The organism is Streptomyces sp. ISL-1 (assembly GCF_018614585.1).
Classification (GTDB): domain Bacteria; phylum Actinomycetota; class Actinomycetes; order Streptomycetales; family Streptomycetaceae; genus Streptomyces; species Streptomyces maoxianensis.
Genome location: NZ_JAGGOI010000007.1, coordinates 311,658 through 325,248 on the forward strand (window position 1 = coordinate 311,658; position 13,591 = coordinate 325,248).

Below are 13,591 nucleotides of genomic sequence, written 5' to 3' on the forward strand. Positions count from 1 at the left end.
GCGCCACCCCGCCGGTACCCGCGCCGAGGGCGCCGCTGCCGACGCGGCCGCCCTCCTTCGCGAACGTCGCGTAGAAGTCGATGGTCATCAGAAGTCCCACCCCTCGTCGTCCCGAACGGCGTCGGTCGCCTGCACGGCCGCGGCGGTCGCGACGAACGAGTCGCCCACCATTCCGGCCGCGAGCGTCGTGCCGTCCGCCGGGTCGATCAGCAGGAACGAGCCGGTGCGGCGGGAGTCGGCGTACGAGTCGAGCGCGAGCGGCTCGGCGGTGCGGATGGTGACCCGGCCGATGTCATTGGCGACCAGATGCCCGGGGTTCGGGTGCTGGGAGAGGTCGTCGAGGGTCAGCCGGGACGGGATGTCCTTGACGATCGCCTTGACCGTGCGGGTGGTGTGCTTGAGCAGTACCCGCTGGCCGACGGCGAGCGGCTGGTCCGCGACATGGCAGACGGTCGCCTCGACGTCCTGGGTGGTCGCGGGCGCGTCGCCGCTCGGCACGATCAGGTCGCCCCGCGAGATGTCGATGTCGTCCTCCAGCAGGAGGGTGACGGACTGAGGGGTCCAGGCGATGTCCACCGACTCGCCGAGCAGGTCGATTCCGGCGATCTTCGACGTGCGGCCCGCCGGAAGGACGGTCACCTGCTCGCCGACCCGGAACGTGCCCGCGGCGATCTGGCCCGCGTAGCCCCGGTAGTCGGGGTGCTCCGCGGTCTGCGGGCGGATGACGTACTGCACCGGCAGCCGGGCGTGGCAGCCCGTCAGGTCGTGGCTGGACGGGACCGTCTCCAGGTGTTCCAGGACGGTCGGGCCGCCGTACCAGTCCATGTTCGCGGACGGGTCCACGACGTTGTCGCCGGCCAGCGCGGAGATCGGGATTGCCGTGACCTCGGGGACGCCCAGGGAGGCGGCGTACGCGGTGAACTCCTCGGCGATCGCGGCGAAGACGGGCTCGGCGTAGTCGACGAGGTCCATCTTGTTGACGGCGAGGACGACATGCGGGACGCGAAGCAGGGCGGCGACCGCGGCATGGCGGCGGGTCTGCTCGACCACGCCGTTGCGCGCGTCGACCAGCACGACGGCCAGCTCGGCCGTGGACGCGCCGGTGACCATGTTGCGGGTGTACTGCACATGGCCCGGGGTGTCGGCGAGGATGAAGCGCCTGCGCGGCGTCGCGAAGTAGCGGTACGCGACATCGATGGTGATGCCCTGCTCCCGCTCGGCCCGCAGACCGTCGGTGAGCAGCGCCAGGTCCGGGGTCTCCTGGCCACGCGAGCGGGAGGCGTGCTCGACGGCCTCCAACTGGTCGGTCAGGATCGACTTGGAGTCGTGCAGCAGCCGCCCGACGAGGGTGGACTTGCCGTCGTCGACGGACCCGGCGGTGGCGAAACGCAGCAGGGTGGTGGCCGACAGCTGCTCGGCCAACTTGATGTCATGTGTGGTCATGGCTAGAAGTACCCCTCGCGCTTGCGGTCTTCCATCGCGGCCTCGGACATCTTGTCGTCGGCGCGGGTCGCGCCCCGCTCGGTGAGCCGGGACGCGGCGATCTCGGTGATCACGTCGTCCAGCGTGGTGGCGTCGGAGTCGACGGCTCCGGTGCAGGACATGTCGCCGACGGTGCGGTAGCGCACCAGCCGCGTCTCGATGCTCTCGGACTCCTTGGGACCGCCCCACGCACCGGCGGTCAGCCACATGCCGGAGCGCTGGAATACCTCGCGCTCGTGCGCGAAGTAGATCTCGGGCAGCTCGATCTTCTCGCGCTCGATGTACTGCCAGACGTCCAGCTCGGTCCAGTTGGACAGCGGGAAGACTCGCACATGCTCGCCGGGAGCGTGGCGGCCGTTGTAGAGCTGCCACAGCTCGGGCCGCTGCCGGCGCGGGTCCCACTGCGAGAACTCGTCGCGCAGCGAGAACACCCGCTCCTTGGCGCGCGCCTTCTCCTCGTCCCGGCGGCCACCGCCGAACACCGCGTCGAAGCGGTGCTCCTGGATGGCCTCGGTCAGCGGGACGGTCTGCAGCGGATTACGCGTCCCGTCGGGGCGCTCGCGGAGCACACCACGGTCGATGTAGTCCTGTACGGAGGCCACATGGAGCCGCAGCCCATGTGCGGCCACCACCCGGTCGCGGTACTCCAGCACCTCGGGGAAGTTGTGCCCGGTGTCCACGTGCAGCAGCGTGAAGGGGACCGCGGCCGGCGCGAACGCCTTGAGCGCCAGATGCAGCATGACGATCGAGTCCTTGCCGCCCGAGAAGAGGATCACCGGCCGCTCGAACTCGCCTGCCACCTCGCGGAAGATGTGCACTCCCTCGGACTCCAGGGCGTCCAGGTGCGACAGGGCGTACGGGCTGTCAGTGCCCTCGTGAACAGTTGCGGCAGTCGTCATGCTGGACCCCTTTCGTTCTCCCCCGGAGCCTTGGGCGTGGGGGTGCCCCCATCTCCGCCCGCGCCGCGCAGAGGTGCTGCTTTCGAGTTTGTCCGCGGCCGGGCGGCCGCACGTGCTCCCCCAGCTACCGCTGGGCGGTGCCCCCAGCTCACAGGAGGCCCCTCTCGGTGAGCAGCGAGTGAAGTGCCGCCGCGGACTCCTGCACGGTCTGGGTGTGCGACTCGATCCGCAGATCTGGGTTCCGCGGCTCCTCGTACGGGTCGTCGACGCCGGTGAGACCACTGATCTCGCCGGCCGCCTGCTTGGCGTACAGACCCTTCACATCTCGTACGGAGCACACCTCCACGGGAGTGGCGACATGCACCTCCAGATACGCGGTGCCCTCGGTCCGGTGCCGCTTGCGGACGGACTCGCGGCTGTCCTCGTACGGGGCGATCACCGGCACCAGAGCCTTGATGCCGTTGGACGCGAGGAGTTCGGCGACGAAGCCGATCCGCTGAACGTTGGTGTGGCGGTCCTCGCGGCTGAAGCCGAGGCCCGCCGAGAGGAATTCGCGGATCTCGTCGCCGTCGAGCACCTCGGTCCGGTGGCCGTCGGCGCGCAGCCGGTCCGCCAGCTCATAGGCGATGGTGGTCTTGCCCGCGCTCGGCAGACCGGTGAGCCAGATGGTGGCCCCAGTCACGTGCTTCTCCCGCTGGTTCTTGTCGTGGTTCATCAGCCGTGCAGCCCGCATTCGGTCTTGCCCCGGCCCGCCCAGCGGCCGGCGCGCGCGTCCTCGCCCTCCAGCACCCGACGGGTGCAGGGCGCGCAGCCCACGGAGGCGTAACCGTCCATCAGCAGCGGGTTGGTGAGTACGCCGTGCTCGGCGACGTACGCGTCCACGTCGTCCTGCGTCCAGCGGGCGATCGGCGAGATCTTGACCTTCTGCCGCTTCTCGTCCCAGCCGACGACCGGGGTGTTCGCCCGGGTCGGGGACTCGTCCCGGCGCAGGCCGGTCGCCCACGCGTCGTACCCGGTCAGGCCCTCTTCGAGCGGCTTGACCTTGCGCAGCGCGCAGCACAGGTCGGGGTCGCGGTCGTGCAGCCTGGGGCCGTACTCGGCGTCCTGCTCGGCCACGGTCTGCCGCGGGGTGAGCGTGATGACGTTGACGTCCATCACCGCGTCCACGGCGTCCCGGGTCCCGATCGTCTCGGGGAAGTGGTAGCCGGTGTCGAGGAAGACCACGTCGACCGGGCTGCCGCTGGGGAAGGCACGGGAGGCGAGGTGGGCGACCACCGCGTCCTCCATCGAGGATGTGACGCAGAAGCGCGGCCCGAAGGTGTCGGCCGCCCACTTCAGAATGTCCAGGGCGGAGGCCCCTTCGAGGTCCCGCCCGGCCGCTTCCGCGAGCTCTTTGAGATCGGTCCGTACCGCCGTCATATCTCGTTCCCTCCACCGTCATTGCGCTGAAGTCCACGGGTCAGCAGCCCGAGGAACTTCAGTTGGAAGGCTCGGTTGCACGCCGCGCATTCCCATGCGCCGTGGCCCTGCTCGCTGGGACGCAGGTCCTCGTCGCCGCAGTACGGGCAGTAGAAGGGGGCCGCGCGCTCGCTCATGACAGTGCCTCCGCGGAGGCGCGGGCGGCCCACGTGGCGAAGCGCTCGCCGTCCTCGCGCTCCGCCTGGAAGCGCTTGAGCACGCGCTCGACATAGTCCGGCAGCTCGGCCGAAGTGACCTTCAGACCGCGGACCTTGCGGCCGAAGCCGGCCTCGAGTCCGAGCGCGCCGCCCAGGTGCACCTGGAAGCCCTCGACCTGGTTGCCGTCGTCATCCAGGACCAACTGGCCCTTGAGACCGATGTCCGCGACCTGGATACGGGCGCAGGCGTTGGGGCAGCCGTTGACGTTGATGGTGATCGGCTCGTCGAACTCGGGGATGCGGCGCTCGAGTTCGTCGATCAGCAAGGCACCACGGGCCTTGGTCTCGACGATGGCCAGCTTGCAGAACTCGATGCCGGTGCAGGCCATCGTGCCGCGCCGGAACGGCGAGGGGTTGACCCGCAGGTCCAGCGATTCAAGACCGGCCACCAGCGACTCGACCTGCGACTCCTCGACGTCGAGCACGATCATCTTCTGCTCGACGGTGGTGCGCAGCCGGCCGGAACCGTGGGCGTCCGCCACCTCGGCGATCTTGGTGAGCGTGGCGCCGTCCACTCGTCCGACGCGCGGCGCGAAACCGACGTAGAAACGTCCGTCCTGCTGCCGGTGCACACCGACGTGGTCGCGCCACTGCTGTACCGGCTGCTCGGGCGCGGGGCCGTCGACCAGCTTGCGCTTCAGGTACTCGTCCTCCAGCACCTGGCGGAACTTCTCGGCGCCCCAGTCGGCGACCAGGAACTTCAGCCGGGCGCGGGTGCGCAGCCGGCGGTAGCCGTAGTCCCGGAAGATCGAGATGACGCCTTCCCAGGCGTCCGGGACCTCGTCCAGCGGCACCCAGGCACCGAGGCGCACCCCCAGCTTGGGGTTGGTGGACAGTCCGCCGCCGACCCAGAGGTCGAAGCCGGGGCCGTGCTCCGGGTGTTCCACGCCGACGAAGGCGATGTCGTTGATCTCGTGGGCCACATCCAGCAGCGGGGAGCCGGAGATCGCCGTCTTGAACTTGCGGGGCAGGTTGGAGAACGCCTTGTTGCCGATGAACCGGCGGTGGATCTCCTCGATCGCCCAACTGCCGTCCACGATCTCGTCCTCGGCGATACCGGCGACCGGCGAGCCGAGGATGGTGCGCGGCGTATCACCGCAGGCCTCGGTCGTCGAAAGGCCCACGGCCTCAAGACGGTTCCAGATCTCCGGGACGTCCTCGATCCGGATCCAGTGGTACTGGACGTTCTGCCGGTCGGTGATGTCGGCGGTGCCGCGCGCGAACTCCTGCGAGATCTCACCGAGAACGCGCAGCTGCTCGGTGGTCAGCCGGCCGCCGTCGATGCGGACGCGCATCATGAAGTACTTGTCGTCCAGCTCCTCCGGCTCCAGAATCGCGGTCTTGCCGCCGTCGATCCCGGGCTTGCGCTGGGTGTAGAGACCCCACCAGCGCATCCGGCCGCGCAGGTCGGCGCCGTCGATCGAGTCGAAGCCGCGGTGGGCGTAGATCGTCTCAATGCGTGTCCGCACATTGAGACCGTCGTCGTCCTTCTTGGTCTGCTCGTTCCCGTTCAGCGGCGTCAGATGCCCAACGGCCCACTGGCCCTCGCCGCGGTGACGTCCGGCCTTGCGGCGGGGCGCGGCGGAGGCGGGCTGTTCGGGGGTGGCGGCCATGGCGGTATGTCCTTCGAGACTGCAGGAGGGCGGCTCTGAGCTGCACACTCGCATGGGGGCGCGACGGTGCGCAGGGGGTTTTAAGGGGTGCGAAATGCTCGGCTGTGCTGGTCTTTCAGCAGACCGGACAGATGGCGCTGGACATGCGGCCGAGGTCGACGTGCCGCCGACTCACCAAGGCAATTCCAGCTCGAGACATGACGGAAGCGTGTCACGGGGGTCCGACGACAGTCCACCGTTATCCATAATGTGGACAACACTGTCCTGCATCGCGAGACAGTGTGCTGCGCGTCACTCAGCCGTGGGCGCCCGGCCAGGGACCGGGAGTGGCCACCTCGGACTCCTCGGCGACCGAGGTGTCGAAGAGAGTGAAGCCGCGCCTCAGGTAGTTGTCCATGGCGTGCGGGCCGTCCTTGGAGCAGGTGTGCAGCCAGACCCGCTTCGTCGGCGGCAGCCCCGGCCATCGCTCCGCCAGGTCCCAGGCCCTGGCGACCGCGTACGACAGGAGAGGGCCGCCGATCCGCCGGCCCCGGAACGACGGGATCAGCCCGAAGTAGGCGATCTCGACCGAGCCGCCGTCCTGCGCCTGAAGCTCCGCGTATCCGGCCGGTGTGCCCTTCTCGTACGCCACCCAGGTCTCGGTGCCCGGCCTGGTGAGCAGCTCCTCCCACTGTGCGTACGTCATGCCGAGCCGGTCGTTCCACTGGATGTCACCGCCGACGGCCGTATACAGAAAGCGGCTGAACTCCGGGGACGGCACCTCGGCGCGGACTGTCCGCACATCCCCTTCGGGCGCGGCGGCCGGCCGCAGATCCGCGGGCGAGGTCTGTTCCAGGGACCAGGTGGTCACGGTGATGCTCATGCAAGCCAGGGAATCACGACGCCCTGATCAGGCCAAAGCCGCGTCCGCGGATCATGAGGGATCGCGGTGGGCGCGGCGCACGGCCGGGGCCGTGGAATGCGGCAACAGCTCGGCCGGCTGCTCCGGCCGGACCAGCTCCACCTCGACGTCCTCCACGAAGCGGTACGGGCGGTGGGCGAGGACCGGCGCCAGATGCCGCCGCAGCCGCGACATCTCGGCCCGTACCGTCCCCGTGCGCGTCCCGTCCTCGAAGATGTCCTGTGCCAGCTGCGCCGCGCTGCGCCCGTCCCGGTGCAGCGCCAGCACATACAGCAGCTCGGCGTGGCGCGGGCTGAGCTCCTGCACCCAGCTGCCCGCATCGCCCGAGACGGTGACCGAGGGCCGCCGGGGTCTGCTCAGATCCAGCACCACCCGGGCCGGCGTGGCCGCGGGACGCTCCTCGTCCACCCGCACCAGCCAGCCGCCGGGCAGCGGCTCGAGCGTGCACATGCCGAGCGAGGGCAGCCAGAGCCGGCCGTGGCCGATGGACTTCGGCAGCGGCAGCCGGCCGGTCGGCGGCATGCCGGTGACCGCGGCGGGCCAGCCGTTCACGTCCACGGCCACTGCCCGGCCGGCCAGCCTCGCGAGCAGCGGGGCCGCCACCCCGCGCAGCCGGTCCAGCGTCGCGTAATGCCGGTTGCGCAGCTCGGCCTCCGCGAGCCGGGCGACCGAGGTGACCAGCGAGAGGGTCGCCGGGTGCATGGTGGACAGCGGTCCGCTGATGTCGACGACACCGATGAGCCTGCCGTCCCGCGGATCGGTGACCGGGGCTCCCGCACAGGTCCAGTTGTGGTGGGCGGAGACGAAGTGCTCGGCGGAGTGCACCTGGACCGGGCGCCGGGAGACGAGGGGGGTGCCGATGCCGTTGGTGCCGACGACACCCTCGTTCCAGTCGGCGCCCAGCACGAAGCCGTGCGAGTCGCCCTTGCGCAGCACGGTCGCCTTGCCCTCGCGCCAGAGCAGCTTTCCCTCGGTGTCCGCGACGACCATGATGTGATGCGCCGCCTCGGCGATCGACACCAGACCGTCCCGCAGGACGGGCAGCACCTCACGCAGCGGCGAGGCGTGCCGACGGCGTTCCAGCTCATCCAGCGGCAGCAGCACGGCCCGTCGGCCGCGGTCGGGATCCACGCCACCGCGCAGCATCCGCTGCCAGGACTCCTCGATGTCCGCCCGCGGGCCTACCCGCGAGGGGCGGCCGCTCAGCGTGGCGTCACGCACTCCCTTCAGCAGTCGGGCGGCCTCGGCGGCGTCCATGGCGGCGAGTCTGACCATGTCGAGTGATGTCGTGTGCACTGGTGTCCTCCTGGGCGAGGCCAGCGTCCGAGTGCGGGGGGGCTGGCTCAATCGTGCCCCCTCCTGGCCAAGAGCCGTGGCGATACGGCGACAAAGCTGCAACCTTTTGCAACCCTCGCGAACGGGCGTGCGGATGTACGAGGCTGACGGAGCACCGGTTCGTTCCGGTGGCCGGTCATGCGCCCGACTGCCCTGCGCTGGGGGCGCACGACGGAGCGCGGGGTGGTGCCGTGTCGGCGCAGCACCACCCCGACAGCCTTCCCGGGCGCGAGGGACTGCGCCTCGCGCCGCTCGGGGACGGTGATCGCCGGCTGCGGCCCGTGCCCGGCCGACGCCGGGACTACGACCGGCTCGCGCCGACGGGGATCGCGACCGTCAGCCGCAGCTCGCGCCGGTGGGCTCCGGGTCCGTCGGCCGCAGATCGCCCGGCCGGGTCCGCGACTGCGACGGTCAGCCAGGGTCCGGGCCGTCCGGGACCGCGACCGTCAGCCGCACGCCGGACCGGGTGGGTCCGACCGCGACCGTCAGCCGCGGATCGCCCGGGTGGGGACCGCGACCTTCAGTCACGGCCCCCGCCCCCCTCCAGGCCCCGCCGTCAGACCACCGCTCGTGCCCGGTCCACGATCGACGCCAGATCCAGTGTGTGCGGCAGCGTGCCGAACGCCGCGCCCCAGTCCCCGCCCAGCCGCGACGCGCAGAACGCGTCTGCCACTTCCGGCGGCGCCCAGCGCACCAGCAGCGACCCCTGAAGCACCAGCGCCATCCGCTCCACCAGCCGGCGCGCTCTCGCCTCGATGCCGTTCAGATCGGCCAGCTCGGTCAGCAGGTCCTTGATCGCCCCGTCCAGCCGGTGGTCCGCGCCGCGCGCCTTGCCCACCTCCTGAAGGAACGCGTTCAGCGCCTGCGGCTCGCTCCCCCTACGCCCTGCGGCGTGGGGGGACCCCCGGAGCGCCCGCAGGACGTCCAGCGCCTGTACGTTGCCCGAGCCCTCCCAGATCGAGTTGAGCGGCGATTCACGCAGCAGCCGCGGCATCCCCGACTCCTCGACGTACCCATTGCCGCCCAGGCACTCGAGCGCCTCGGCCACGGTCGGCGTACACCGCTTGGTCACCCAGTACTTGGCCGCGGGCACCGCAAGGCGCAAGAACGCCCGCTCCTCCTCCGTATCGGCGTCGTACGCCGCGGCGAGCCGCAGAGCCAGCGCCGTCGCCGCCTCGGACTCCAGCGCGAGATCGGCCAGTACGTTGCGCATCAGCGGCTTGTCGATCAGCAGCCCGCCGAACGCGCTGCGGTACGCGCTGTGGTGGATCGCCTGCGCCACCGACTGCCGCATCAGCGCTGCCGATCCGAGGACGCAGTCGAGCCGGGTCGCCGCCACCATCTCGATGATCGTGCGCACCCCGCGCCCCTCGTCGCCGACCCGGCGCGCCCACGTCCCGTCGAACTCGACCTCGCTCGAGGCGTTGGACCTGTTACCCAGCTTGTCCTTGAGCCGCTGGATCCGGAACACATTTCTCGTCCCGTCCTGAAGCACCCGCGGTACCAGGAAACAGGTCAAGCCCCCGGCCGCCTGCCCGAGTACCAGAAAACCGTCACTCATCGGAGCCGAGCAGAACCACTTGTGACCGGTGAGCAGATACTCCCCGTCACCGGCGATGGGTTCGGCCCGCGTCGTATTGGCCCGGACGTCGCTGCCGCCCTGCTTCTCCGTCATCCCCATCCCGAACAGCGCCCCTGCTTTCAGCGACGCCGGCCGCAGCCCCTCCTCGTACACCTGTGAGGTCAGCCGCGGCTCCCACTCGGCCGCCAGCGTCGGGTCCGTACGCAGGGCGGGGACGGAGGCGTGCGTCATCGACAGCGGACAGCCGTTCCCGGCCTCGGCCTGCGTCCACACCAGGAACCCGGCCGCGCGCCGCACATGCCCGGCCGGCCTGCCCCAGGCGTTCGTGAGCCCCGCCGAGACGGCGTGGCCCAGCAGCCGGTGCCAGGCCGGATGGAACTCGACCTCGTCGATCCGGTTTCCGTACCGGTCGTGCGTCCGTAGTTTCGGCGGATTCTCGTTGGCCTGCGCCCCCCATTCCTGGGCCTGTGAGGAGCCGGCGGTGCGGCCGAGCTCCCTGAGCTCTTCCCGTGCCTCCTCGAGGAGTTCCGGTGCGACATGCCGCTCCACCGCCTCGGTGAGCGTCCGGTCGGAGGTGTAGACGTCATACCCCACCAGGGGCGGAGCCTGGTTGGTCACTGTGTGGGTGGTAGCTGCCATGCCGATACGGTAAGGAGGTGCAGGCAGCAAATGAAACACCCGAGCGGCCATCGGGCCGACTCCACCGGGCCCGAGTCCTCTACCGCAACGTCTCCAAGCGGAAGATGGTATGGCTGCTGCTGAAGGACACGGTCAATTCGTGCATCGAGTACCGCATCCTGGGCCTCGCCGCCGAGGCGGCGTTCTTCACACTGCTGTCCCTGCCGCCGCTGATGCTCGGCCTGATCGGTCTCCTCGGCTATATCGACAACTGGACCGACACCACCACCGTCGCCTCGATCGAGAAGAACATCCTGGGCGCTGTCGGCACGGTGCTGTCCGACCGGGGCGTCAACCAGATCGCCAAGCCCCTGCTGGAGGACGTCACCCACGGCGGCCGTCCCGACATCATCTCCATCGGCTTCGCGATCGCCCTGTGGTCGGGATCGCGGGCGGTGAACGTCTTCATCGACACCATCACCGTGATGTACGGCCTCGACGGCCAGCGCGGCATCGTCGCCACCCGGCTGCTCGCCTTCCTGCTCTACATCGTGGCCCTGCTGATCGGTGCGGTGGTGCTGCCGCTGGCGGTGGTCGGTCCCGACAGGGTGGTGGAGTTCATCCCGTGGGGCACGGAAGTGGTGAGCGTCCTGTACTGGCCGGTGGTCAGCCTGCTCTCGATCGCGTTCCTGACCACGCTCTACCACGTGTCCGTCCCGGTCCGGTCCCCATGGATCGAGGACGTGCCCGGAGCGCTGGTGGCGCTCGGAATGGGGGTGTTCGGCAGCTTCCTCCTCCGCATCTACCTCACCAGCACGGTCGAGGGCCCCACGATCTACGGCTCGCTCGCCGCCCCCATCGCCGTCCTGCTGTGGATCGGCCTCACCGCCTTCGCGGTCCTGGTGGGCGCGGCGGTGAACGCCGCGATCGACCGCGTCTGGCCGTCGGTCGCCACGGCCGCGGCCCGCGCGGCCAACGAACGTGTCCGCGCCGCTCACGCGGCGGAGGTCCTGGCGCGGGCGAGGGCGGCCCACGTCTTCGGAACCGAAGGCGATGACGACGACGATGACGACGCGGACAACGTGGAGATGCCTTCGGAGTTCCCGGAGCGGTGGTCGCGATTCCTGCCGCCGGACGATGTGAAGTCCCGGCTGCACACGACCCGGGAGCACCGTGAGAAGAAGCACCGCGACAACGGCCGCGACAAGGAGCCCAAAGAGTCCAAAGGGCCCAAGGAGTAGCGGCGGTCGGCGGGGCGGCGGTGTCCATGCCCGCACCCAATTTGGTCAACTGGCGGGACGAGAGCGAGAGTTCGCTCCGGGCGCGCTCCGGTCGCGTTCCGGGCGCCCATTCTTGATCATTCTTGATCAATGCCGCGGCGACTTGAGGGATTAGCCTCAATGCCATGTACGAGGAACGGCCGTCGCGGCTCGAAGGCGCCGTCGTCTGGACGCAAACCTTGGACGCCCGCCCCGGTGCGGTCCACCCCGTGCTCCCCGACGGCTGCATGGACCTGCTGTGGGCCGATGGCCGCCTCCTCGTGGCGGGACCCGACACCCACGCCCACACCGCCGACGGCGATCTCGCCCTTGTCTACGCGGGAGTGCGCTTCGCGCCCGGGACCGCGCCCGCGTACCTCGGCATACCGGCGCACGAGCTGCGCGATCAGCGGGTCGAGCTCGCCGATATATGGGGCGGGGGCGAGGCGCGCCGGCTCACGGAGCGGATCGACGAGGCCGCGGACCGGGTGGCGGAGCTGGAGGCGGTGGCGCTGCATCGCGCGGCCGTGGCCGGCCCGCCCGATCCGCTGTTGGGCGAGGTGGTGCGCCGCTTGGAGGCGGGCGCCACTGTCGCGGGCGCGGCGGACGCCATCGGCCTCGGCACGCGCCAGCTGCACCGCCGCTCCCTGGACGCCTTTGGCTACGGGCCCAAGACGCTGGCCCGGGTGCTGAGGCTGCAGCGCGCGCTGACGCTCGTACGGGCAGGCGTGCCGTACGCCGAAGCGGCACTCGCCGCGGGCTGCGCCGACCAGGCGCACCTCGCACGCGAGATGCGCGACCTGGCCGGAATCACCCTCGGTGCCTACTCGGCCTCGGCGAACAGCGAGACACCGCAGCCGTCGGGGTCGAGGATCACCGCGTAACGCTGCCCCCAGAAGGCGTCCCAGGGCTTGAGGTGTCCCTGGTACCCCGCCTCGACCAGCTCGGCGTAGACCGAGTCGACCTCGGCGGGGCTGTCGCAGGCGAAGGCGAGCCCGAGCCGTTCGCCGCGGCCCTGCGGCCGGGTCCACCCGGGGTCGAAGGAGCGGACTGTCTCCTCGGTGTCCCACAGCACGCGCAGTCCGCTCGGCAGCGTCGCCTCGGCGTGGGGAGCGGAGTCGGCTTCGGCGGGGATGTGCAGGCCGAGCCGTCGGTAGAAGGCGAGCGAGGCGGCCATGTCGGCGACGACGAGGCCGATCGCGTCGAGTCGTGGAGTCATGACCTCACCGTAGGCAGGGCCCGCGCCTGCGGTCTTGAACGAATCGGACGTCCGCGGTTTCAACGAATCGGACGTCCGCGAAATCGCGGAACCCGGTTCTCGGGCGTCATCGTTTCGTAAGGCGACGCGTGCCGTGGACCGTGCTCCGTACGAGGACACTGGCGGTATGCACAACATTCTGGTCGTCGACGACGATCCGACCGTCGCCGAGGTCGTCACCGGCTATCTGGAGCGCGCGGGCTTCACCGTGGCCCGGGCCGCCGACGGGCCCCAGGCGCTCCGGCTCGCCGCCGCCCGGCTGCCCGATCTGGTCGTCCTCGATCTGATGCTGCCGGGCATGGACGGCCTGGAGGTGTGCCGCAGGCTCCGGGCCGGGGCGCCCGCCGCCGTGCCGGTGATCATGCTGACCGCGCGCGGCGACGAGGACGACCGGATCCTGGGGCTCGAAGTAGGGGCGGACGACTATGTCACCAAGCCGTTCAGCCCGCGCGAACTGGTGCTACGGGTCGAGTCGGTACTGCGCCGGGGCGGCACGACGGGGGAGCGGCGGGCGGGGCCCGAGCTGGCGGCCGCGGGCATCGTGCTGGACCCGGCGGCACGCCGCGCCACCAAGGACGGGCGTGAACTGGGTCTGACCCTGCGGGAGTTCGACCTGCTCGCGCATCTGATGCGGCACCCGGGGGAGGCGATCGGCCGGGAGCGGCTGATGCAGGACGTGTGGGGCTGGGAGTTCGGCGATCTGTCCACCGTCACGGTTCATGTGCGGCGGCTGCGCGGCAAGATCGAGGACGATCCGGGCAGGCCGCGGCTGATCCAGACGGTGTGGGGCGTGGGCTACCGCTTCGACGTGCCGGAGGATGCCTCCCCGGTCGACGGCGTACCGCACGGCCACGCAGCCAACGGTCACGCGCCTCACGGCCACGCAGCCAACGGTCACGCGCCTCACGGGCACGCACCTCATGGTCACGCACCGCACGGCCACGTACCGCGAGAAGAGGCCTGATCAC

General features: G+C 70.6%; 14 protein-coding genes. 3 read left to right on the forward strand and 11 right to left on the reverse strand.

Going from position 1 to position 13,591, the window contains the following annotated elements; all coding sequences use genetic code 11:
- Positions 1-87: 87 nt before the first annotated feature.
- From J7E87_RS06755 to J7E87_RS06795, 10 genes are all read right to left on the reverse strand, one after another.
- On the reverse strand, positions 88-1,443 hold the full coding sequence (locus J7E87_RS06755; RefSeq protein WP_215090928.1) for a sulfate adenylyltransferase subunit 1: 1,356 nt from the start codon (positions 1,441-1,443) through the stop codon (positions 88-90).
- A gap of 2 nt (positions 1,444-1,445) precedes the next feature.
- Positions 1,446-2,381 carry a sulfate adenylyltransferase subunit CysD gene (cysD, locus tag J7E87_RS06760; RefSeq protein ID WP_215090930.1) on the reverse strand — a complete coding sequence of 312 codons (936 nt, stop codon included), beginning with the start codon at positions 2,379-2,381 and terminating at the stop codon, positions 1,446-1,448.
- A gap of 148 nt (positions 2,382-2,529) precedes the next feature.
- Entirely contained in the window at positions 2,530-3,063 is a 534-nt protein-coding gene (gene cysC / locus J7E87_RS06765; protein WP_308312869.1) for an adenylyl-sulfate kinase, read from the reverse strand.
- A 32-nt stretch (positions 3,064-3,095) separates the two neighbouring features.
- Positions 3,096-3,800: a phosphoadenylyl-sulfate reductase gene (locus tag J7E87_RS06770; protein WP_215090934.1), complete on the reverse strand. Its 705-nt coding sequence runs from the start codon at positions 3,798-3,800 to the stop codon at positions 3,096-3,098.
- Positions 3,797-3,976, reverse strand: a complete 180-nt coding sequence (locus J7E87_RS06775) for a hypothetical protein (protein ID WP_215090936.1) — start codon at positions 3,974-3,976, stop codon at positions 3,797-3,799. The genes J7E87_RS06770 and J7E87_RS06775 overlap by 4 nt, the downstream gene beginning before the upstream one ends.
- Entirely contained in the window at positions 3,973-5,670 is a 1,698-nt protein-coding gene (locus tag J7E87_RS06780; RefSeq protein WP_215090938.1) for a nitrite/sulfite reductase, read from the reverse strand. The genes J7E87_RS06775 and J7E87_RS06780 overlap by 4 nt, the downstream gene beginning before the upstream one ends.
- 115 nt (positions 5,671-5,785) lie before the next feature.
- Positions 5,786-5,869, reverse strand: coding sequence for a putative leader peptide (locus J7E87_RS36395; RefSeq protein ID WP_351448512.1), 84 nt, complete (start codon positions 5,867-5,869; stop codon positions 5,786-5,788).
- A 96-nt stretch (positions 5,870-5,965) separates the two neighbouring features.
- Positions 5,966-6,532: a GNAT family N-acetyltransferase gene (locus J7E87_RS06785; RefSeq protein ID WP_215090940.1), complete on the reverse strand. Its 567-nt coding sequence runs from the start codon at positions 6,530-6,532 to the stop codon at positions 5,966-5,968.
- A gap of 51 nt (positions 6,533-6,583) precedes the next feature.
- On the reverse strand, positions 6,584-7,846 hold the full coding sequence (locus J7E87_RS06790; RefSeq protein WP_215091287.1) for a helix-turn-helix domain-containing protein: 1,263 nt from the start codon (positions 7,844-7,846) through the stop codon (positions 6,584-6,586).
- A gap of 616 nt (positions 7,847-8,462) precedes the next feature.
- Positions 8,463-10,127, reverse strand: coding sequence for an acyl-CoA dehydrogenase family protein (locus J7E87_RS06795; protein WP_215090942.1), 1,665 nt, complete (start codon positions 10,125-10,127; stop codon positions 8,463-8,465).
- 17 nt (positions 10,128-10,144) lie between these two features.
- Between J7E87_RS06795 and J7E87_RS06800 the strand changes: the two genes are divergently transcribed.
- Both J7E87_RS06800 and J7E87_RS06805 read left to right on the forward strand, forming a co-directional pair.
- Positions 10,145-11,347, forward strand: a complete 1,203-nt coding sequence (locus J7E87_RS06800; RefSeq protein ID WP_215090944.1) for a YihY/virulence factor BrkB family protein — start codon at positions 10,145-10,147, stop codon at positions 11,345-11,347.
- A gap of 164 nt (positions 11,348-11,511) precedes the next feature.
- The gene (locus J7E87_RS06805; protein ID WP_215090945.1) at positions 11,512-12,249 is read left to right on the forward strand and encodes a DUF6597 domain-containing transcriptional factor; all 738 of its coding nucleotides are present in this window, start codon (positions 11,512-11,514) and stop codon (positions 12,247-12,249) included.
- Here J7E87_RS06805 and J7E87_RS06810 read toward each other — a convergent pair.
- Entirely contained in the window at positions 12,189-12,584 is a 396-nt protein-coding gene (locus J7E87_RS06810; protein ID WP_215090947.1) for a VOC family protein, read from the reverse strand. The two genes, J7E87_RS06805 and J7E87_RS06810, sit on opposite strands and share 61 nt — an antisense overlap.
- 166 nt (positions 12,585-12,750) lie before the next feature.
- On the opposite strand from J7E87_RS06810, the gene J7E87_RS06815 reads away from it, so the two are divergent.
- Complete coding sequence (locus tag J7E87_RS06815; RefSeq protein WP_251017024.1) at positions 12,751-13,587, forward strand: response regulator transcription factor; 837 nt, start codon at positions 12,751-12,753, stop codon at positions 13,585-13,587.
- The last annotated feature ends 4 nt before the right edge of the window (positions 13,588-13,591 follow it).

What these genes read in the sequence shown, in the direction of transcription:
- J7E87_RS36395 (WP_351448512.1), bottom strand. Translation starts at nt 5,869, where the DNA reads ATGTCTCGAGCTGGAATTGCCTTGGTGAGTCGGCGGCACGTCGACCTC.
- J7E87_RS06815 (WP_251017024.1), top strand. Translation starts at nt 12,751, where the DNA reads ATGCACAACATTCTGGTCGTCGACGACGATCCGACCGTCGCCGAGGTC.
- J7E87_RS06780 (WP_215090938.1), bottom strand. Translation starts at nt 5,670, where the DNA reads ATGGCCGCCACCCCCGAACAGCCCGCCTCCGCCGCGCCCCGCCGCAAG.
- J7E87_RS06770 (WP_215090934.1), bottom strand. Translation starts at nt 3,800, where the DNA reads ATGACGGCGGTACGGACCGATCTCAAAGAGCTCGCGGAAGCGGCCGGG.
- J7E87_RS06810 (WP_215090947.1), bottom strand. Translation starts at nt 12,584, where the DNA reads ATGACTCCACGACTCGACGCGATCGGCCTCGTCGTCGCCGACATGGCC.
- cysD (WP_215090930.1), bottom strand. Translation starts at nt 2,381, where the DNA reads ATGACGACTGCCGCAACTGTTCACGAGGGCACTGACAGCCCGTACGCC.
- J7E87_RS06805 (WP_215090945.1), top strand. Translation starts at nt 11,512, where the DNA reads ATGTACGAGGAACGGCCGTCGCGGCTCGAAGGCGCCGTCGTCTGGACG.
- J7E87_RS06795 (WP_215090942.1), bottom strand. Translation starts at nt 10,127, where the DNA reads ATGGCAGCTACCACCCACACAGTGACCAACCAGGCTCCGCCCCTGGTG.
- J7E87_RS06755 (WP_215090928.1), bottom strand. Translation starts at nt 1,443, where the DNA reads ATGACCACACATGACATCAAGTTGGCCGAGCAGCTGTCGGCCACCACC.
- J7E87_RS06790 (WP_215091287.1), bottom strand. Translation starts at nt 7,846, where the DNA reads ATGGTCAGACTCGCCGCCATGGACGCCGCCGAGGCCGCCCGACTGCTG.
- J7E87_RS06785 (WP_215090940.1), bottom strand. Translation starts at nt 6,532, where the DNA reads ATGAGCATCACCGTGACCACCTGGTCCCTGGAACAGACCTCGCCCGCG.
- J7E87_RS06775 (WP_215090936.1), bottom strand. Translation starts at nt 3,976, where the DNA reads ATGAGCGAGCGCGCGGCCCCCTTCTACTGCCCGTACTGCGGCGACGAG.